We start from the raw sequence: 20,234 nt of genomic DNA, 5'->3' as shown, positions 1-20,234 counted from the left end.
ATCCTCCTCGTGAACACCGCACCGTCTTCCGCCATCGCTCCCTGGGCCGACGCCCCAAGCCGGCAGCGGCTGCACGAACTGGAGACACTGCACTGCGAACAGGGTGCGACGGCCGTTACCGACGCGGTCAGCCGCACCCTGGACGCCCACCACTACCGCTTGGCCGCCGAGGGACTCGTGCTGTACGCCGGGACGAACGTGCTGTCCCCGGCGGTGCGCGCCGCCCATGACGGTGCCCTGTCCACCCGCCCCGCGCTCGGCTGGCCCGGCGGAAAGCTCCAGACCGGGGTTCAGGAGATCGAGGCCCTCGAAGTCATCGCCACCACCCAGGTCGCCCGCGCCATGCGCGCCGCCCATGCCGAGGTCCGCTTCCTGACCGCGACCATGGCCAACCTGGCCCTCTACAGCGCCTTCACCCAGCCCGGCGACACCATCGCCGTGCTCTCCCCGGAGGCCGGCGGCCATGCCAGCCATCATGCCCACGCCACCGCCGGCGTGCGCGGCCTGAACGTCGTCCATCTGCCCTACAGCGGCGCCGACCTCGACGTCGACGCCCGCGTCCTGGACGTCTTCCTCACCACGCACCGGCCCAAGCTGATCCTGGTCGGCGGCAGCGTCACCCTGTTCCCCCACGATCTCGGCGTTCTACGTGAGGCCGCCGACCGCATCGGCGCACTGCTCGCCTACGACGCCTCCCACGCCGCCGGTCTCATCGCCGCCGGCTATGTCCAGGACCCGCTCGCCGAAGGCGCCCACGTGGTCAGCTTCTCCACCTACAAGACCTTCGCCGGGCCCGCCGGAGGCGCCGCCGTCACCAACGACCCACAGTTGGCCGAGGCGATCTCGCACGCCGCCTACCCGGTCCTCAGCTCCAACTACGACCCCGCCCGGCTGGGCCCGCTGGCCATCGCCGCCGCCGAGGCCGCTGAGCAGAAGCCGTCCTGGGCCGCTCCCACCATCACCGCCGCCCAGCATCTGGCCGCGCACCTGGCCGGTCACGGCTACGCCGTCGTCGGCGCCGACCGCGGCTACACCCGTACCCACCAGGTCGTCATCGACGCCACGGCCCTGGGCGGCGGAGTCGGCGCGGTCGCCCGCCTGGCCGCCCATGGCATCTACGCCGGCACCTGCCGACTGCCCTGGCAGCTGCCCGACGCTGCCGCCCAGGGCATCCGGCTGGGCACCCAGGAGATCATCCGGCGCGGAGCCGATGTCGCCGCGATGTCCCAGGTCGCCGCCGTCATCCATCACGCGATGATCAACCGGGGCCCGGCCAGCGCCGATGCAGCGGCCGAACTGCGCGCGAGCCTCGGCCCCGACCTGTGGATCGCCCAGCAGTCCGTACAGCCCGGGTGAAGCGCGCAGCTGTGCCCGTTCCGCCCGCCGCAGATCTAGCCTGGCCAGCAAAGGGCACCCCCGCCCCCGCTCTCCCCGTCTGCACGCCATCACCCAAGGAACAGCGCGGCATGGCCAACAGCGATATCCAGGACATCGTGGACGAGATCGCCACCGCCCTCGGCAAAGGCGTGTCCGTCGACGACCTCAGCGGCCGTCTGGTCACCTACAGCGCCCAGCAGGGCCGCGCCGACGAGGCCCGTATCCGCTCACTGCTCACCCGTGCCGTACCCGACGACATCCGCGCCTGGCAGGACGAGCACGGCGTCGCCACCGCCACCAAGCCCGTCGAAGTCCCCGCCAACCCCGACCTGGGCATGCGCGCCCGCCTCTGCGTCCCCCTCATGCACCACGGCGTGAAGACCGGCACCCTGTGGATCCTCCAGTCCGACGACACCTGGTCCGCCCCGGCCCTCCTCGGCCAACTCGCCCGTCTCACCGACCGGATCGACACCCTGGCCGCCCTCCAGTACGACAAGGCCGACCCGCAACTGGAGGAGCGCCGCAACCGGGAAGCGACCTTTCAGCACGCCTGCCGGGCCGACCCCACCGCCCTGGATGACCTCAGATCCTGGCCCGTGCTGTACGCACTGGACACCGTGCACGTTCTGGTGTGCCTACCCACCTCGGCCCACGACCCCGCCCGCCGCAGCGACGCCGAGGCCACTCAGCTGCGGGTCGCCCTGCACCAGACCCTGGCCGCCCACAGCCACGTACTCGCCACATCCGTGCAGGACACCCACACCACCGTCCTGGTCCGCTCCAGCCGCGACGCCGACACCCCGCTCCAGTTGCACCACGACCTCACCACCGCCGTGGCGACCACCGCGGGCCACGCTGACACGCCACCTCCCGTGTTCGTCGGCGTCAGCAACCCCCTCAAGACCATCGAACGTCTCCCCGAGGCCTTCCAACAGGCCGTCATCGCCGCCCAGGCCGCAGCCGTGGACCCCGAACTCGGCTCCCTCGCAGGGTGGGACGACATCGGCCCGTACCGGTTCCTCGCGAGAAACCTTCGCCGGGAAACCCTCCACCAGTCCGAGCTCCACGACCGCCTGTACGCGGCCGACGACAGCGGCGACCTCCTCCACACCCTGGAGGTCTACTACGACACCGCGAGCGTCAACGAGGTCGCCAGGCGCCTCCACCTCCACCGCACGAGCCTTTACTACCGCCTCGGCCGCATCAAGGACGCGATCGGCACCGACCCGCTGGACGGCCCGACGCGCCTGGAGCTCCACATGGCGATCAAGGCCGCCCGCTGGTCCCGCCGCCCCCGCATCTGACTCCGGCGTCCGCCGACCTCACCCACCGCATCGGATGCGCGTCGCATCCCCTCTTCGACAAGGAGGGTCTCCCGTGGCCATCAGCGTCTTCGACCTCTTCTCCATCGGCATCGGCCCCTCCTCCTCCCACACCGTGGGCCCCATGCGCGCAGCTCGCATGTTCACCCAGCGCCTGACCGCCGAAGGCCTCCTCACCGACACGGCCAGGCTGCACGCCCAGCTCTTCGGCTCGCTCGGCGCGACCGGTCACGGCCACGGCACTCCGAAGGCCGTCATGCTCGGACTGGAAGGCCACGCTCCCGAGACCGTCGACGTGGACCAGGCCGATCTCGATGTCGAACGCATCACCCGCACCCACCGCCTGCACCTGCCCGGCGGCGCCATCGACTTCGACCCCGGCACCGACCTGGTCCTGCACCGACGCCGATCGCTGCCCCACCACCCCAACGGCATGACCCTCACCGCCCGCGTCGCGGACGGGCAGACCCTGATGGAGAAGACGTATTACTCCGTCGGCGGAGGCTTCGTCATCGACGAAGAGGCCATCGGCGCGGACCGCATCAAACCCGACACCACCCTCCTCAAGCACCCCTTCTCCACCGGTGAGGAACTGCTGCGGCGCTGCCGTGAGACGGGGTATTCCATCTCCGGGCTGATGCTGGAGAACGAGAAGGCGTGGCGTACCGAACAGGAGATACGCGACGGCCTGCTGAGGATCTGGGCCGTGATGCGCGACTGCGTGGACGCCGGCCTGTCCCGCGAGGGCGTCCTGCCCGGCGGCCTCAAGGTCCGCCGCCGCGCCGCCTCCGCCGCCCGGTCCCTGCGCGTCCAGGGCGCCCCGCAGTGGCACGCCATGGAATGGGTCACCCTCTATGCCATGGCCGTCAACGAGGAGAACGCCTCCGGCCGCCGCGTGGTTACCGCGCCGACCAACGGCGCCGCCGGCATCATCCCCGCGGTCCTGCACTACTACCGCGACTTCATCCCCGGCGCCGACGACGACAGCATCATCCGCTTCCTGCTCACCGCCGGCGCGATCGGCATCCTCTTCAAGCAGAACGCCTCCATCTCCGGCGCCGAGGTCGGCTGCCAGGGCGAAGTCGGCTCCGCCTGCTCCATGGCGGCCGCTGGCCTGGCCGAAGTCCTCGGCGGCAGCCCCGAGAAGGTCGAGAACGCCGCCGAGATCGGCATCGAACACAACCTCGGCCTCACCTGCGACCCCGTCGGCGGCCTGGTCCAGATCCCCTGCATCGAACGCAACGGCATGGCCGCGGTCAAAGCCGTCACCGCCGCCCGCATGGCCCTGCGCGGGGACGGCCGACACCACGTCTCCCTCGACAAGGCCATCAAGACGATGAAGCAGACCGGCGACGACATGAAGACCAAGTACAAGGAGACCTCGCGCGGTGGCCTCGCCGTCAACGTCATCGAATGCTGACGACGCATCGCGCCCCAACCGGAACCCTTGAGCCTGACCATCCCCGAGGCCTGGGATGCCCCGCAAGCTCTGTCCTGCGCCCGGAGCGGAACGATCAGAAGGGGTAGTGGGCCTGCTGGGTCGCGATCGTCACCCAGCGGGTGTTGGAGAACGCCTCGATGCCCCACCGTCCGCCGAACCGGCCGTATCCGGAGGCCTTCGCGCCACCGAAGGGCGCTTGCGGCTCGTCGGCCACGGACTGGTCGTTGATGTGCACGATGCCCGTCCGGACACGACGGGCGACGCTCAGTCCGTGGGTGGCGTTCTCGGTGATGATGCCGCAGGTCAGACCGTTGTCGGTGTCGTTGGCGACGGCCACGGCGGTGTCGTCGTCGCCGAACGTCTCGACGACGCAGACCGGCCCGAAGGCCTCCGCGTAGTACAGGTCCGCGTCCTTGGGAACGCCGGTGAGCACGGTCGCCGCGTGCACCGCTCCCTCCGGCCGTCCGCCGCCCGTCAGCACGGTGGCTCCCTTGGCGACCGCGTCCTCCACCAGGGCGGCGACGCGCTGTGCGGCGGAGGCGGTGACCAGCGGGCCCAGCACGGTGTGCGGATGAGCGGGGTCCCCGGCCCGGAGGGAGGCGACCTTCGCGGTGAACTTCTGCGTGAACTCCTCGGCCAGCGACTCGTGTACGAGGATGCGGTCGCCGGACATGCAGATCTGCCCGGAGTTCATGAACACGCTGAAGGTGACGGCGTCGACGGCGTAGTCCACGTCCGCGTCGTCCAGGACGATCACCGCGTTCTTGCCGCCCAGTTCGAGCACGGCCGGCTTGAGATGCTTCGCCGCGTGGGTGCCGATGATCCGGCCGACGCCGGTGGAACCGGTGAAGTTCACGGCACGCACCCGGGGATCGGCGATCAGCGCCTCGGCGATCTCCGCCGCGTCCTCACGGGCGTTGGTGACCACGTTGAGCACTCCGTCGGGCAGTCCCGCCTCGCGCAGCACGTCCGCGACGAGCAGTCCGCAGGCGATCGGCGCGTCCTCGCTGGGCTTGACGACGACCGTATTGCCGGCGGCAAGGGGCGCCGCCACGGCCCGGACACCGAGGATGACCGGAGCGTTCCATGGCGCGAACGCCGCGACCACGCCCAGCGGTTCCCGCACGGCCAGGCCCAGCGCGCCCTCCTCCTGCGCGCTGAGCACCTCACCGCGCGGAGCGGTGATGGCGGCGGCCGCCTCCCGCAGGATGTTCGCCGCCAGCCCCACGTTGAAGAACGCCCAGGGGCGGGTGCCGCCGGCCTCGTGGGCCATGATCTCGGCCACCTGCTCCGCACGTGCGTCCAGCAGATCCGCCGCCTTGAGGAAGATCGCGCGACGGGCGAAGGGCGCGATCGCGGCCCATTCGGCGAACGCGGCGTCGGCGGCGTCCACAGCGCGGGTCACGTCCTGCGGGCCGGCCGCGGCGACGGTCGCGTAGACCTCGCCGGTGTAGGGGTTGATGTCCTCGGCGGTGCGGCCGGACAGGGCGGGCAGGTCCTTGCCGCCGATGAGGAGTTCACGGGTGAGAGACATGAAGGGCTTCTTTCGGTACGGGGCAGTCATGGCAGGCCACGGGGCGTGCGCGGCTCAGGCGGGCATGCGGACGATCGGCTTGATGACGTCACCGGCGTACGACGCCTGAAGCGCCTGCTCGATCTGGTCGAAGGTGAACCAGGAGACGAGGCGTTCCATGGGGAAGCGGCCCTGGCGGTACAAGTCGATGAGTGCGCTGATGAGTTGGGTACTGCGACCGCCGCCGCCGAGGACGCCGACGATGCGCTTGCCCCACAGGGTGGTGAGGTGGTCGAGGGTGAACTCGGCTCCCGCCGGGGCGCCGCCGATGAGCGCGCAGGTGCCGAGCATGCCGACCGAGTCGGCGGCCTGGCGCACGACGGAGATGATGCCGGTGCACTCCAGGGCGTTGTCGGCGGGCCCGCCGCAGATGTCGTGCACGGCGGCGACGGGGTCCGTGTCGCCGGCGTTCACGGTGTGCGTGGCGCCGAGTTCCGCTGCCAGCTTCAGCCGGGCGGTGTGCCGGTCGACGGCGATGATCGTGGTGGCGCCGCTGTTGCGGGCGGCCATGACAGCGGCCAGTCCCACCGAGCCCGTGCCGTAGATCACGAGGCTGGAGCCGGTCTGCGGGCGCAGCGTGTTGAGCACGGCACCCGCTCCGGTGGACAGCCCGCAGGCAAGGGGGCCGAGCAGGTCGAGCGGGACGTCCTTCGGTACCTTTACCAGGCTGTTGGCCTGTGTGAGGGCGTGCGTGGCGAACGACGACTGGCCGAAGAAGTGGCCGTGGAGGGTCCCCCCGTCCGCGCGGCTCAGCGCCGAGGCCTCGGTCCCCGGCCGGACTCCGCCGACGAGGAGTTCGCCGAGCCTGGCGCAGTAACGGGGCTCACCGGCCAGGCAGTTGCGGCACTCGCCGCACCAGGGCCAGCCCGCCACGACATGGTCGCCCTCCCGCACCGACGTGACACCGGGACCCACCGCGGACACGACACCGGCGCCTTCGTGGCCGAGCACACCAGGAGCCGGGAAAGGGAGGTCGCCGTGCCGCGCCAGGCCGTCGGTGTGGCAGATCCCGGTGGCCGTGATCCTCACGAGGACCTCACCCGCCCGCGGTTCGTCCAGTTCGATGTCCTCGACACGGAACGGTCCGTCCTGCTTGTCGAACACGGCGGCTTGTATACGCATGGCGGCCTCCCGGGCACAGGGAACAACTCTGTTCGCCTGGTGAAGTGACGTCCACATGACTGTGGCGGCGTGAGTCTGCGCCCCCCCGGAAGCCGGTGTCAACGAAATGCGTCCCTACTGTTTCGTATAGAGAGACTCCAGTTTCAGCTATTCAAACAACACTGCTCGGACGGCTTCGGGTCAGGCTTGCGGCCGGTGACCGAGCCGGGTGGAGATCTCCGTCGTCGCGCGACGCAGGGGAGCTTCCAGGCGCGACATGACGGATTCCACCGAGGCGTTCCACACCGTGAGGTGCACCGCGACATTGACCGCAGCCACGACCGCGCCGGACCGGTCCCTCACCGGCGCGGCCAACGATCGCAGTCCGGGCGCGAGTTCCTCGTCGTTGAGCGCGAATCCGGTACGCCGAACCCGGGTCAGCGCCACCATGAGCTGCTCCCGCGCGGTGATTGTCTTCGGCCCTCGCCGGGCGAGGTCCGTGCGATCGACCAGGTCACGCAGTACGGCCGGCTCCTGGTATGCGAGCAGGACCTTGCCCATCGAGGTGCAGTAGGCAGGAAGGCGGGAGCCGACGTGCAGGTGGAGGCCCATGGCGAAGGTGCCCGCGCGCCCGCTGCGCCGCCGGTCGACGTACACGATGTCCGGGCCGTCGAGCACGGCCATGCTCACCGTGTAGCCGGTCTCGTCCGACAGGGCCTGCAGGAACGGCCCGGCGACACGGGTGATCTCCATGGAGTTGATCGCCGCGAATCCCAGGTCGACGACCCGGGGCCCGAGAGAGTACTTCCGCGAGTCCGGATCCTGTTGCAGGTAGCCGAGTTTGGCCAGTGTCGCCACGTAGCGGTAGGTGGTGCTGCGGTTGAGGCCGACCGCGCGCCCCAGGTCGGAAATGCCCAGCACGGGGCGCGTCTCACTGAACGACGACAGGATCAGCAGTCCGCGTTCCAGGGACTGGGAGAACCCCGCGGCGCTCGCCTTCGGGAGCGTCGCCGCGTCCTCGGCCTCATCGGCTGCGAGGGGGGTTGTGGGCTCGTCGGATGCCGACGGCGGTGTCCGTGAGGTCATGCCGCATGGTAGCGCCGATTGTTTCAGCTATTAGAACGCTGCGTTGACTTTCGTGACAGCCGCTCCTACGTTCCCCCCACCTTTGGTTCACGAGGAGGGCGAACATGCCTAAGTCTCCTATGTCCGAACCGTCTCCCGACCCCAGCAGACGCCGGATTCTGCGTACGGCGGGCCTCGGTATGTCCGGATTGGCCCTGTCGAGTCCGCTTCTCGCCGCGTGCAAGGTGGGTAGCGGCGACAGCGGCAGCGGCGGTGGGACGACCACACTCAAGATCGGATTCGTCAGCCCGCGCACCGGTCCCGCGGCCGGTTTCGGCGAGCCGGACGCGTACGTCCTCAGCCTCGCCCGCAAGGCCTTCGCCGACGGCCTGACCATCGGCGGCAAGAAGTACAACGTCAAGATCATCGACAAGGACGGCCAGTCCAACCCGCAGCGTGGATCCCAGGTGGCCAACGACCTGATCAACGCCGAGGGCGTCGACCTGATGCTCACCACGTCGACGCCGGAGACGGTCAACCCGGTCTCCGACGCGTGCGAGGCGGCCGGCGTCCCGTGCATCTCCACCGTCGTCCCCTGGGAGGCCTGGTACTTCGGCAGGGGAGCCAAGCCGGCCCAGAAGCAGGCCTACCAGTACACCTTCCACTTCTGCTTCGGCGTCGAGCAGTTCCACCAGGCCTACACGAAGCTGTGGCCGCAGGTGAAGACGAACAAGAAGACCGGCGTCATGTGGCCCAACGACTCCGACGGCAACGCCATCCGGCAGGCACTCGGCCCCCTGCTGAAGAAGGACGGCTACGACATCGTCGATCCCGGCGCCTACACCAACGGCACCAACGACTACTCGTCGCAGATCGCCAGGTTCAAGTCCGAGGACTGCGAGATCTTCAACACCTTCCCCATCCCCTCCGACTTCGCCACCTTCTGGCGGCAGGCGGCGCAGCAGGGCTACAAGCCCAAGATCGTGCAGGTCGCCAAGACGGGCCTGTTCCCCTCGCAGGTCGAGGCGCTGGGTTCCATAGGTATCGGCATAGCGGGGGGCGCCTACTGGACCCCGACCTTCCCCTACAGCTCCTCCCTCACCAAGGTCTCCTCCGAGGACCTGGCCGACGGCTACCAGAAGTCGTCCGGCAAGCAGTGGACCCAGCAACTCGGCCCCAGCCTCGCCCTGTTCGACGCCGCCGCGGCCGCGTTCCAGGCCGCCACCGACCCCAAGGACAAGAAGGCCGTCGCCAAGGCGATCGCCGGTCTCGACGTGGAGACCCCGGTCGGCAGGCTCCAGTGGGGCAAGGGACCCAACGCCAACGTCGTCGCCACCCCCATCCTCGGTGGCCAGTGGGTGCAGGCGGCCAAGGGCAGTCCGTACAAGCTGGACTTCGTCCTGTGCGAGAACTCCAGCGACCCCAACGTCCCCGTCGCCGCGCGTCTGCGCCCTTACACCTCATGAGTGCCGTGCGCACCCCGGCAGCGGACGCCACGAGGACGGAGGACTCACCGCCCGTCCTCGTGGGCGCCGGCCTGACCCTGAATTACAGCGACCTGCGTGTCCTCGACGGAGTCGACTTCCGCGTCGGCGCCGGTGAGGCGGTCGGCATCGTCGGCCCCAACGGCGCCGGGAAGACCACCCTGTTGAACGCCCTGGCCGGATCGGTGACACCGGACCGGGGCACCATCCACCTCGACGGCAACGAAGTCACCTCACTCCGGCCGGAGTCGAGGTGCCGCCAGGGGATCGGCCGGGCGTTCCAGATCCCGCGCCCCTTCGGCGGGATGACCGTTCTCGAGAACGTCCTCGTCGGCGCCTCGTACGGCACCCGGCTGTCACGGCGCGCCGCCCACCAGCGGTGCGTCGAGGTCCTGGAACTCTGCGGTCTGATCGACCTCGCCAACCGGCGCGCCGAGAGCCTCGGCCTGTTGCACCGCAAACGGCTCGAACTCGCCCGCTCCCTGGCGACCGACCCGCGCGTCCTGCTCCTCGACGAGATCGGTGGCGGCCTCACCGACGCCGAGGCCGCCGAACTCGTCGGCACCATCAAGCAGTTGCGGACCCTCGGCATCAGCATCGTGTGGATCGAGCACATCGTCCACATCCTGGTGCAGGTCATCGACCGCCTGGTGTGCATGGACGCCGGACGGGTCCTCGCCGAGGGCGAGCCTCAGGCGGTCCTGCGCGACGCCCACGTCGTCGACGCCTACCTGGGAAGGGGCAGCCATGGCTGACCTGCTGCACGTCTCCCGCCTCGACGCCCGCCACGGACTCCTCCCCGCGGTACGGGAACTGTTGCTGACGGTGTCCGACGGCGAGGCCGTCGCCCTGGTGGGCGCCAACGGGGCCGGAAAATCAACCCTGTTGCGCACAGTGGCCGGGGCCCACCCGGCCGCCGGGGGAACCGTCACCTTCGACGGAGACGACATCACCGGCCTGGTGGCGCACCGACGCGTGGCACGTGGCCTGGCCCTCGTCCCCGAAGGCCGCAAGCTCTTCCCCGACCTCACCGTCGAGGAGAACCTGCTTGTCGCCGGCCGACGCGCCAGGCCCGGACCATGGAGCGTCGACACCGTCCTGGACGCCTTCCCACTCCTGCGGCCGATCCGCCACAAGCGGGCCGGCAGTCTGTCCGGTGGCCAGCAGCAGGCCACCTCCATCGGCCGCGCCCTGATGACCAACCCCAGGCTGCTGCTGGTCGACGAGGTCTCGCTCGGCCTCGCACCGGTCGCCGTCGACGCCGTCTACGAGTCGCTCACGGCACTCATCGCCGACGGCGCCACCGTCGTCCTGGTCGAGCAGGACCTCAGCCGCGCGATGTCGGTGGCGGACCGCGTGGTCTGCATGCTCGAGGGCCGCGCCGTCCTCGACGCCCCCGTCGGCGAGGTCACCCGCGACCAGGTCACCGACGCCTACTTCGGCCTCGGCCGTGTCAGTCCGGCCTCCGCCGCGGTCGACACACCGGCGGCCCACCCCACTCCGGAGCGGACATGAGCTGGATCAACGCCATCGTCCAGGGCCTCTTCCTCGGCGGCCTGTACGCACTCTTCGCCTGCGGCCTGTCCCTGCTGTTCGGCGTCATGCGCATCATCAACCTCGCCCACGGCGACCTCGCCGTCCTCGGCGCGTTCGGGGTCTGGTGGGTCTCCACCCAGGCCGACGTGTCACCGTTCCTGGCGCTGCTCGCGGTCCTCCCGGTGATGCTCGCCCTCGGCTACGTCCTCCAGCGCACCGTCCTGGCCCGCAGCCTGCGCGGCGGAGAACTCACCCCTCTGCTGACGACCTTCGGACTCGCCATCGTCCTGCAGAACGCCCTGCTGCAGATCTTCTCCCCGGACGTGCGCTCCCTGGGCCCGTCCGTGGGCTCACTGTCGACCGGCAGCTGGAAGATCACCGACCAGTTGTCCGTCCCGTACCTCGGCGTGCTGATCCTCGCCGTCGCCGTCGCGGTCCTCGGCGCACTCCAGTTCCTGCTGCAACGCACCGGATTCGGCCGGGAGATGCGTGCCACCGCCCAGGACCCGGACACCGCGGCGCTCGTGGGCGTACCGGCGGCGTCCGTCTACGCCCGCGCCGCCGCGATCGCCGTCGCGGTGGCCGCCCTGGCCGGGACCTTCCTGGCCCTCCACTCCACCTTCGACGCCTCCAGCGGCCCGACCCAGCTCGTCTTCGCCTTTGAAGCGGTCGTCATCGGCGGTCTCGGTTCCCTGTGGGGCACGCTGACCGGCGGCGTCGTCCTCGGCGTCGCCCAGACCCTCGGCGCCCAGATCGATCCGCAGTACTCGATCCTCGCCGGCCACCTGGTCTTCCTCGTCATCCTGGCCGGCCCCCGCGGCCGGTTCATCGCCACCCGGAGAGCCCACGCATGACCACAGCAGCCGCCCCCGCCCCGCCCGGCGCATGGTCCGTCCAGCGTGCCGGCCTGGCGTCCCGCATCGGTTCCAGTGCCCTCGTCCTCGTCGCGATCGCCCTGTTCGCCGTTCCCCAGGTGCTCAGCGCGAACGTCGTCCAGCAGCTCACCAGCCTGCTGATCTTCCTCATCCTCGCCGTCATGTGGAACGCCCTGGCCGGGTACGCCGGGCTCGTCTCGGTCGGCCAGCAGGCGTTCATCGGATTCGGCGCGTACGGCACCATCTTCCTCACCCAGCACGGCGTACACCCGTACCTCGCCGTCGTCTTGGCATCCCTGGCCTCCGCCGTGCTCGCGGCGGTGCTCTCCCTGCTCGTCCTGCGGCTGCGCGGCGGCCAGTTCGCCGTGGGCACCTGGGTCGTCGCCGAGGCGATCGCCCTGTTCGTCATGCTCGACCAGAGCCTCGGAGGCGGAACCGGAGTCTCCCTTCAGGGGCTGAACGGTTATGCCCCCGAGGTGCGCCGCGCCTTCACCTACTGGCTCACCCTCGCCTTCGCCGTCCTCCTGCTCGTCCTGCTCTCTCTCCTGCTGCGGCACCGCATCGGAGCCGCCCTGCAGGCGATCCGCGATGACGAGGACGCCGCCGCCTCGCTCGGCGTGCGGGTCAGGCCGCTCAAGCTCATGCTGGTCGTCCTCGCCGGCTTCGGATGCGGTGCTGCGGGCGCCCTCACGCTGGCCAACACCCTGTTCATCCAGCCCCAGTCGATCTTCGGGGTGCAGTGGTCGGCGTACATGATCTTCATGGTGCTGGTCGGTGGCATCGGCACCTTCGAGGGACCGATCATCGGCGCCGTCCTCTTCTTCGCCGTGCAGTACTTCCTCGCCGACCAGGGAGCCTGGTACCTCATCGGGCTCGGCCTGACCGCCGTCGCCTTCGCCCTCTTCCTCCCACGCGGGCTGTGGAGTCTGCTGAACGACCGGCTGCACGTCCAGTTGCTACCCGTCGGTTACCATCTGCGGCGGCAGGGGGCCCGTCCCCAGCCGTCATCGAGGGAGACTTGACCAGGTGAACGTCCCTGACCCCACGGCGACGGACGCGGGCCGACCGGCCCGCCCGGTCACGGTGCGCCACCACATCGGCGGTGAGTGGACCGAGCCGCTGGGCGGAGGAACCTACCCCGACCATGACCCCTGGACCGGATCCGTCATGGCGACGGTCGCCGCGGGCGACGCCGAGGACGCCCGCCGGGCGGTGGACGCCGCCCAGGCGGCCTTCGCCGGGTGGGCCGACGCGCCGCCGGCCGAGCGGCAGCGGGTCCTGCTGCGCGCGAGCGACATCCTCGACCGCCGCCGCGAGGAGGTCCTTGGCCTGCTGACCAGGGAGACGGGGTGCGGCCGCCACTACGCGACGGTCCAGCTGGACTTCAGCGTCTCGCTGCTCCGCCAGGCCGCCGGACTCCCCTACAGCGCCGTCGGACAGGTGCTCCCCTCGGACATCCCCGGCACCCGTGCGCTCGCCGTCCGCCAGCCGGTCGGAGTCGTCGCGGCCATCGCCCCGTGGAACGCCTCCCTGGTGCTGTCCGGCCGCAGCATCGTCGGCCCGATCGCCCTCGGCAACACGGTCGTCCTCAAGCCGTCCGAGGAATCCCCCCTCACCGGCGGCACACTCTGGGCGGAGATCTTCGCCGAGGCCGGACTCCCGCCGGGCGTCCTCAACGTGATCACCCACGCCCCCGGCGGCGCCGGCGCCATAGCGGACGTGCTCCTCTCCCATCCCGCGGTTCGCCGCGTCAACTTCACCGGCTCCACACCCACCGGCCGCCGCCTCGCCGAGACGGCCGGCCGCCACCTCAAGCGCATCGTCCTCCAGCTCAGCGGCCAGAACCCGCTCCTCGTCCTCGCCGACGCCGACCTGTCCTACGCGGTCGACGCCGCGATCTACGGCGCGTTCGTGCACCAGGGGCAGGTGTGCATGTGCGCCCGCCGTATCTACGTCGAGAGGCCGATCGCGGAGGAGTTCACCCGCCTCTTCACCGAGAAGGCGGCGGCTCTGCCCGTCGGCGACCCGCACGATCCTCGCACCGTGGTCGGGCCGGTGATCAACAAATGGGCGCTGTCCCTCCTGGATCGCCGCGTCGAGGAGGCCGTCTCGATGGGCGCCCGTCTCCTCACCGGGGGCACGGCCGCCCCGCCGTGTTACCCGCCCACCGTCCTGACCGATGTGCCCGAGGACGCCGAACTCGCCTTCGACGAGACCTTCGGCCCGGTCGTGATCCTGGAGACGGTCGACGACGCCGACCATGCGGTGCAGCGCGCGAACGCCTCCCGCTACGGGCTGACCGCAGGTGTCCTGACCAGCGGCACCCATCGTGGACTGGACATCGCTCGCCGTCTCGAGGCGGGGATCGTGCATGTCAACGACCAACCGGTCAACGACGAGCCGAACATGCCCTTCGGGGGTGTGAAGGAGAGCGGCTGGGGCCGATTCGGCACGACCTTCGCGGCAGACGAATTCACCGAACTCCGCTGGATCACGCTGCGCGGAGAGCCTCGCGACTTCCCGTTCTGACGGGGCCGCGTCATGCTCTGCCGGAGACGCGCCACTTCATCCAGGTAGCGCTTCGACCCTAGCCGACGATCTGCGCGGGCCGTCTGCGAGCCCTGGATGAAGGGCGTCAGTCGCTGGTGACAGTTGCTGTCATCTTGGGTGTCACTTTCAACTAGGTGCGTGCTACCGTCTTGACTGTGACTGGTAAGCCGGATCTACGAGAACGCCGTCGGCTGGCAACCCAGACCGACATCGAAGACGCAGCTCTCGACTTGTTCGAGAGGCAGGGGTACGAGCGCACCACGGTGCAAGAGATCGCGGCGGCGGCCGGTGTCTCGCAGAGCACCTTCTTCAGGCACTTCGCGACGAAGGAGGACGCGGCGCTGGGGCCGAACCGGGCCTTCGAGTCCGCACTCGTCGCGCGTCTGGGCGATACCAAGGCCGGTGTGTTGACCTTTCGGGACGTCGAGGAGGCCGTTGCCGGAGTCCTGGGTGCGCTGAGCGCCGACCCGGGCGACGTGATCGGTCGCATGCGACGGGTCCGCGGTCTGCTCACGCGGGACATGGCCCTGCGCAGCGCGGCACTGCGGCGGGAGGCCGAACAATGTCAACGGTTCCAACGGCTCCTGGCGGATGCCACCGGCGCCGAGACCGTGGACCTGCGAGCCCGGGTGATGGCCGAGACCGTGAGCGCAACGCTGCGCGCCGCGTTCGACGAGTGGGTCTCACGCCGGGCGCCGGAGGGCGGCGCCGATCTGGTCGAGGTCTATCGCATCACCTGCGCCCGCCTGCGTGACGTGGCCTCGGACTGACCCGTCCGAAACTCCCGGCCGCGGCCCGCGAGCTTCCCTGACCCGTCTGCTGGAGGTACAGCATGAGAGCAGTGCTCATCACGGCCGTGAACAGGTCGGGTCCAAGGACTCCTCGCTGCCGGAGACGGCCGGGCCCGGCACGGTTGTCGCGGGAAGCGGAAGGCGCGGGGTGTGAGGGTCCGACGTCACGGCGTGCGGAGCGGGAGAGCCGTATCCGCCGTTCCTCTCCGGGCAGCAGTGGAGCGGAACAGTGCCGGCTGGTCGGCCACGGTGTCACGGTGCGCGATGTGCCGCGAGGGCCGTGACGCGCGGTGCGAGAGCCTGACCTCACTCGCCTTCGGAACCCGTCCGCCCCGACCGGGCGGGACGGCGGTGATGCCGGGCGGGTGATCGCGTCGGAACCCTTGGAGCACAGTGGGCCGTACGGGACCTGGCGAGCGGTACGAGCACGCCCTGTGTTCGACTGCGTCGGCAATCAGGGCGTTCACCGCCGCCACGCAACTGTGCCGCCCCCGCCGCGACGATCATGATCGTCGGTGCGGAGGCGGGTTCCTTCGGTGTTCTCGTCCCTCGGCCGGCTGGGCAGGAAACCCACGATCGACACGTCGCTCGCCCACCTCGACCACGAGAGCCGGCTCCCGGACATGACTACGTCAAAGTCCTTGAGGATCCCGGTAAGCAGCCGTTGTGCCCGGCGGAGAGCGGCATTCCACGCATCCATGACGACACCCAAGGAGCAGAATCCTTCATGCGCGCTCTGGTTCTCGACCGGCCCGGCCCATGCGACACCCTGCGGCTCGCGAACCTGCCGGTCCCCGAGCCCGGACCGGGGCAGGTGCGCATCAGGGTCGAGGCCTGCGGACTGAACCCGTCGGACTACCAGCGGGCCGCCTACGGCATCCCGGAGTGGACCTGGCCGGCCGTTCTCGGACTGGACGTCGTGGGCACTGTGCACACACTCGGTCCGGGAGTGACGAACGTCCGCGCGGGGCATCGCGTCGCGTACCACGCGGACATCCGCGAGCGCGGCGGCTTCGCGGAGTACACCTTGGCGGACGCCACTGTCCTGGCGCCGGTGCCGATCGGCCTCGATCCGACGGAAGCCGCTGCTCTGCCGTCGGCGGGCCTGACGGCCTATCAGGCGGTGGCGCGCCGTCTGCACGTCGCCGCGGGGGACACCGTTCTCGTCACCGGTGGTGCCGGGGGAGTCGGCGGCTTCGCGGTCCAGCTTGCCGCACTGACCGGAGCAAGGGTGTTCGCCACCGCGTCCGCCCCCAACACCGCGCATGTGAAGGGACTCGGCGCGGAAGCCGTCGTCGACCACCGCACCGAGGACATACCTTCTCGTGTCCGGGAGTTGACCGGCGGCCGGGGTGTGGACGCGGTGGTCGACACGGTGGGCCCGGACTCAGCCAATGCCTGCCTCGGTCTCCTGGTGCACGGTGGCGGCCTCGCCGCGATCGCGGGACGGCCGGACCTGAGCGTTGTGCCGCCGTTCTCGATGGCACCCTCCCTTCACGAGATCGCGCTGGGCGCCGCGTACACGGTGGGAGACGAACGATCCCGTAGGCAACTGTCGACGATGCTCACCGAGTTGCTCGGCATGGCCGCCGACGGACGGCTGGACCCGATGGTGACCCGAACCCTGCCCCTGGAAGACGTGCCGGCGGCGCTGACCGAACTGGCGGGCCGTCGGGTCCGGGGCAAGCTCGTCCAGGTATTCGCCTGACGTGCCGGGCGAGGCAAGGGACATGACGGTGCCGGCACCGGCGCACGGGACGCTGAAATCCACTAAGTGGATCAGAGCCTCCCGGCAGAGAGCGATCCTGCGCGCGACGTACGAAGTGCTCGCCGAGTCGGGTTATGAGGGTCTGCGCTACGAGGCAGTGGCGGCCCGCGCCCGTGCGAGCAAGGCCACGCTGTACCGTCACCGGCGTACCAAGGGCGAGCTCGTCACCGTCGCCGTTCGCGCCTCGCATGTGACGAGCCTTGCGGTGCCGGACACCGGCACACTGCGCGGCGACCTGGTGGCCTCCGTGGACGGTCTCGCCGAGCTGGCGTCCGGCCAGAAGGGTGCCGTGATCGCCGGTCTCTTCCTCGCGGTGCGCCATGACGCCGAACTGGCAGCAGGAATACGGCCGTTGGCGATGTTGGAGGAATCGCCCGGCCGAGTGATCTGCGCCCGGGCCGAGAAACGCGGCGAACTGCCACCCGGCCACGACGCCCGCCTGGTCGACGAGATCGTCCTGCCGCTGCTCACCGTGAAGCAATCATGTGAGGAGACACCGTGAAACCGACACCGCCCCCCTTCGATACCGAACTCGGCGCTGTTCTGCAGGCGATGGCAGCCCAGGGCAGCACATTTCCCGAGCTCACCGCGGAGGGGATCGCTGCCGCTCGCCAGATGCTGGGCGGCGCGGCCTCGGACGACGAACAGCTGAGTCACCACGGCTTCTTCGAGGTCGAGGACCGGGTCGTACCGGGACCTGAGGGCGCCCCCGACATCTCGCTCCTGATCTGCCGCCCCGCGGCAGTCGGCGGCCCGCGGCCCGTGATCTACCACGTCCACGGCGGAGGCATGGTGATCGGCAACAACCGGTCTGGTGTGGACATGATCGTGGACTGGGCACGGGAGCTGAATGCGGTGGTGGTGTCCGTCGCGTACCGGCTCGCACCGGAACACCCGCACCCCGCGCCGGTCGAGGACGTGTACGCCGGCCTGTCGTGGACGGCCGACCACGCGCGGGAGATCGGCGGTGACTCCCAGCGGATCGTCGTAGCGGGAGCCAGCGCGGGCGGTGGCCTGGCCGCCGCGCTCACGCTGCTGCTCAGGGATCGCAAGGGGCCGCAGCCCCGCGGACAGTTGCTCATGGGTCCGATGCTGGACGACCGCAACGACACACCGTCCGCCCACCAGATGCAGGGCCTTGGCATCTGGGACCGTACGGCCAACGAGTCCGGCTGGACAGCGCTGCTGGGCGGACAGCGTGGTGGCTCGGACGTGTCCCCTTACGCGGCGCCCGCCCGTACGGGGGATCTGTCCGGGCTGCCTCCGGCCTATCTCGACGTCGGCTCGGCGGAGACCTTCCGGGATGAGGTCGTCGAGTACGCCTCCCGCATCTGGCAGGTCGGCGGAGTGGCCGAACTGCATGTGTGGCCGGGTGGCTTCCACGGTTTCGAGGGCTTCGCCCCGCAGGCGGCCCTCGCCCGCACGGCCCTGGCCGCACGCCTGAACTGGCTGCGGCGGCTCCTTGCCGAGTGAGCGCGAGTCATCTGCGGCAACCACGCGGCCAACTCCTGCTGTGTCGGCTGCGACCGCGAAGCGGAAGTGATCTGTGATCCGACAGCCGTAAGGAATCCGTCCGCGTCTGCCGCTGACCTCCACCGTGACACCTGAGGGGACGGGAAGACCTGCGCGCGGTGCGTGATCAGTGCGCCTCGCCCTTGGCAACCAGGTGCTCTCGCAGCCACCGCTCCGTGTTGCTGACGTGCAGCAGTGCGGCCGCCTGGCTCAGGGGGGCGTCCCGGGCCGAGAGAGCGGCGAAGATGGCCTCGTGTTCCTCGAGCGTCCTGCCCGCGGCCCGGCTGTCGACCAGGCCGCGCCAGATACGGGCGCGCAGAGTACGGCCCGAGACGCCCTCCAGGAGGGTCAGCAGGGACTCGTTGCCCGTGGCCGAGACGACGGCGTGGTGGAAGGCCGCGTCGTGGGCGTTCAGCGCCTCGACGTCATCGCGGGCATCTCGCATGGCGTCGAGGTGCCTTTTCACCTGGGCCAGTTGTTCGTCGGAGATCCTCGTGGCGGCCAGCGCGGTGGCCGCCGGTTCGAGCAGCCGCCGCACCTCCATCAGGTCGAGCAGTGCTCCTGAGTCGCCCTGGAGGAGTTCCACCGCACCGCCGAGGCTCCCGAAGAGGAGGCTCGGCTGGAGGCTGGTGACGTAGGTGCCGTCACCCCGTCTGACCTCCAGCACCCGGGCGACGGCCAGCGCCTTCACCGCCTCCCGCGCCAGGTTGCGGGAGAGCCCCAGCTGGGCGGCCAGCTCCGGTTCCGGCGGCAGCTTGGAACCCGGCGGCAGGGCGCCGGTCTGGATCAGCTCACGGATCTGTTCTATGGCCTTGTCCGTCAGAGACACTGCGAACCCTCTCCATGCGTGTGCTCCTCGGGCACGTCCGACCTGATTAGGCCTCGCGCACGAAGGTCTTCCCAGAGACCCTCCGGGACACGGCGACCCTGGAGTTTCACGTTCCGTGCGACCTGTCCCGGGTTCCGCATACCGAGAGTGACGTTGATGATACTGGGGTGGGTGAAGGGGAACGCCATCGCCGCGGCGGGAAGGCTGGTGTCGTGGCGTGCGCAGACCTCGGCGATCGCGAGGGCTCGGGCGACGAGCTCGGGCGGGGCGTCCTGGTAGTCGTACTTCATGCCCTCGGCGGGCCGGTCACGGGAGAGCAGCCCGGAGTTGAACACCCCAACCGCCACGACGCTCTTGCCGTGTTCCAGCGCGGCGGGCAGGACGTCGTCCAGCGCCGATTGGTCGAGGAGGCTGTAGCGCCCGGCCAGCATCACCACGTCGGCGGCGGTCTCGCGCAGGAACCGGGCGAGCATCGCCGACTGGTTCATGCCGGCGCCGATCGCGCCGACCACGCCCTGGTCGCGCAGCTCCGCGAGCGCGGGCATCGCCTCGTCGGCCGCCTGCTGCCAGTGGTCGTCCGGGTCGTGCAGGTACACCACGTCCAGCCGGTCCAGGCCAGTGCGCTCCAGCGTGTCCGCGACCGAGCGGAGCACCCCGTCGCGGCTGAAGTCCCACTGGCGGCGCAGGTCGTCCCGTACGACGAAGCCCTCGCTGTCAACGCCCTGCGGGCGCTCGTTCGGGACCAGCAGGCGGCCCACCTTGGAGGAGACGGCGTACGCGTCCCGCGGACGGTCCCGCAGCGCCGCGCCAAGGCGTCGCTCCGACAGGCCCAGGCCGTAGTGGGGCGCGGTGTCGAAGTACCGGATGCCGGCCCCCCAGGCCTTGTCGACCGCGGCGGCCGCGTCGGCGGCGGGGGTGACCCGGTAGAGGTTGCCGATCACCGAGGCACCGAATCCGAGTTCGGTGAGTTCGACGCTTGTGTGGTGGATCTTCCGGAGTTGCAAGACGTT

The 20,234-nt window shown here is 70.2% G+C and carries 18 protein-coding genes; 13 read left to right on the top strand and 5 right to left on the bottom strand.

Going from position 1 to position 20,234, the window contains the following annotated elements:
- The first annotated feature begins 9 nt into the window (after nucleotides 1–9).
- From PBV52_RS19840 to PBV52_RS19830, 3 genes are all read left to right on the top strand, one after another.
- Nucleotides 10–1,356 carry a DegT/DnrJ/EryC1/StrS family aminotransferase gene (locus PBV52_RS19840; RefSeq protein ID WP_274239857.1) on the top strand — a complete coding sequence of 449 codons (1,347 nt, stop codon included), beginning with the start codon at nucleotides 10–12 and terminating at the stop codon, nucleotides 1,354–1,356.
- Nucleotides 1,357–1,466: 110 nt separating this feature from the next.
- The gene (locus tag PBV52_RS19835) at nucleotides 1,467–2,681 is read left to right on the top strand and encodes a CdaR family transcriptional regulator (protein WP_274239856.1); all 1,215 of its coding nucleotides are present in this window, start codon (nucleotides 1,467–1,469) and stop codon (nucleotides 2,679–2,681) included.
- A 73-nt stretch (nucleotides 2,682–2,754) separates the two neighbouring features.
- Nucleotides 2,755–4,119, top strand: coding sequence for an L-serine ammonia-lyase (locus tag PBV52_RS19830; protein ID WP_274239855.1), 1,365 nt, complete (start codon nucleotides 2,755–2,757; stop codon nucleotides 4,117–4,119).
- Nucleotides 4,120–4,213: 94 nt separating this feature from the next.
- On the opposite strand, the gene PBV52_RS19825 is transcribed toward PBV52_RS19830, so the two are convergent.
- The 3 genes from PBV52_RS19825 to PBV52_RS19815 all read right to left on the bottom strand — a co-directional run bounded on the left by PBV52_RS19825 (nucleotide 4,214) and on the right by PBV52_RS19815 (nucleotide 7,900).
- Entirely contained in the window at nucleotides 4,214–5,674 is a 1,461-nt protein-coding gene (locus PBV52_RS19825) for an aldehyde dehydrogenase family protein (RefSeq protein ID WP_274239854.1), read from the bottom strand.
- A 54-nt stretch (nucleotides 5,675–5,728) separates the two neighbouring features.
- The gene (locus PBV52_RS19820; RefSeq protein WP_274239853.1) at nucleotides 5,729–6,835 is read right to left on the bottom strand and encodes an NAD(P)-dependent alcohol dehydrogenase; all 1,107 of its coding nucleotides are present in this window, start codon (nucleotides 6,833–6,835) and stop codon (nucleotides 5,729–5,731) included.
- Nucleotides 6,836–7,015: 180 nt separating this feature from the next.
- Complete coding sequence (locus tag PBV52_RS19815) at nucleotides 7,016–7,900, bottom strand: IclR family transcriptional regulator (protein WP_274239852.1); 885 nt, start codon at nucleotides 7,898–7,900, stop codon at nucleotides 7,016–7,018.
- A gap of 104 nt (nucleotides 7,901–8,004) precedes the next feature.
- Here PBV52_RS19815 and PBV52_RS19810 point away from each other — a divergent pair, with 104 nt between their 5' ends.
- From PBV52_RS19810 to PBV52_RS19765, 10 genes are all read left to right on the top strand, one after another.
- Nucleotides 8,005–9,345 (top strand): ABC transporter substrate-binding protein, encoded by a 1,341-nt coding sequence (locus tag PBV52_RS19810; protein ID WP_274239851.1) that lies wholly within the window; start codon nucleotides 8,005–8,007, stop codon nucleotides 9,343–9,345.
- Nucleotides 9,342–10,118 (top strand): ABC transporter ATP-binding protein, encoded by a 777-nt coding sequence (locus PBV52_RS19805; protein ID WP_274239849.1) that lies wholly within the window; start codon nucleotides 9,342–9,344, stop codon nucleotides 10,116–10,118. Before PBV52_RS19810 ends, PBV52_RS19805 begins: the two co-directional genes overlap by 4 nt.
- A complete protein-coding gene (locus tag PBV52_RS19800) occupies nucleotides 10,111–10,878 on the top strand; it encodes an ABC transporter ATP-binding protein (protein ID WP_274239848.1) in 768 nt (255 codons plus the stop codon). Before PBV52_RS19805 ends, PBV52_RS19800 begins: the two co-directional genes overlap by 8 nt.
- On the top strand, nucleotides 10,875–11,753 hold the full coding sequence (locus PBV52_RS19795) for a branched-chain amino acid ABC transporter permease (protein WP_274239847.1): 879 nt from the start codon (nucleotides 10,875–10,877) through the stop codon (nucleotides 11,751–11,753). The genes PBV52_RS19800 and PBV52_RS19795 overlap by 4 nt, the downstream gene beginning before the upstream one ends.
- Nucleotides 11,750–12,796 (top strand): branched-chain amino acid ABC transporter permease, encoded by a 1,047-nt coding sequence (locus PBV52_RS19790; protein ID WP_274239846.1) that lies wholly within the window; start codon nucleotides 11,750–11,752, stop codon nucleotides 12,794–12,796. The genes PBV52_RS19795 and PBV52_RS19790 overlap by 4 nt, the downstream gene beginning before the upstream one ends.
- A gap of 4 nt (nucleotides 12,797–12,800) precedes the next feature.
- Entirely contained in the window at nucleotides 12,801–14,303 is a 1,503-nt protein-coding gene (locus PBV52_RS19785) for an aldehyde dehydrogenase family protein (protein ID WP_274239845.1), read from the top strand.
- Between the two features lie 155 nt (nucleotides 14,304–14,458).
- A complete protein-coding gene (locus PBV52_RS19780; RefSeq protein ID WP_274239844.1) occupies nucleotides 14,459–15,094 on the top strand; it encodes a TetR/AcrR family transcriptional regulator in 636 nt (211 codons plus the stop codon).
- A gap of 748 nt (nucleotides 15,095–15,842) precedes the next feature.
- Nucleotides 15,843–16,823 (top strand): zinc-binding dehydrogenase, encoded by a 981-nt coding sequence (locus PBV52_RS19775; RefSeq protein WP_274239843.1) that lies wholly within the window; start codon nucleotides 15,843–15,845, stop codon nucleotides 16,821–16,823.
- Between the two features lie 22 nt (nucleotides 16,824–16,845).
- Nucleotides 16,846–17,385, top strand: coding sequence for a TetR/AcrR family transcriptional regulator (locus tag PBV52_RS19770; protein WP_274239842.1), 540 nt, complete (start codon nucleotides 16,846–16,848; stop codon nucleotides 17,383–17,385).
- Complete coding sequence (locus PBV52_RS19765) at nucleotides 17,382–18,356, top strand: alpha/beta hydrolase (protein WP_274239841.1); 975 nt, start codon at nucleotides 17,382–17,384, stop codon at nucleotides 18,354–18,356. Before PBV52_RS19770 ends, PBV52_RS19765 begins: the two co-directional genes overlap by 4 nt.
- A 166-nt stretch (nucleotides 18,357–18,522) precedes the next feature.
- On the opposite strand, the gene PBV52_RS19760 is transcribed toward PBV52_RS19765, so the two are convergent.
- Together PBV52_RS19760 and PBV52_RS19755 are read right to left on the bottom strand one after the other, a co-directional pair.
- Nucleotides 18,523–19,224 (bottom strand): FadR/GntR family transcriptional regulator, encoded by a 702-nt coding sequence (locus PBV52_RS19760; protein WP_274239840.1) that lies wholly within the window; start codon nucleotides 19,222–19,224, stop codon nucleotides 18,523–18,525.
- Complete coding sequence (locus PBV52_RS19755; RefSeq protein ID WP_274239839.1) at nucleotides 19,215–20,228, bottom strand: aldo/keto reductase; 1,014 nt, start codon at nucleotides 20,226–20,228, stop codon at nucleotides 19,215–19,217. The genes PBV52_RS19760 and PBV52_RS19755 overlap by 10 nt, the downstream gene beginning before the upstream one ends.
- Nucleotides 20,229–20,234 lie beyond the last annotated feature (6 nt).

Source organism: Streptomyces sp. T12 (genome assembly GCF_028736035.1).
Lineage (GTDB): Bacteria > Actinomycetota > Actinomycetes > Streptomycetales > Streptomycetaceae > Streptomyces.
This window is presented reverse-complemented; position numbering and strand designations above follow the sequence as displayed.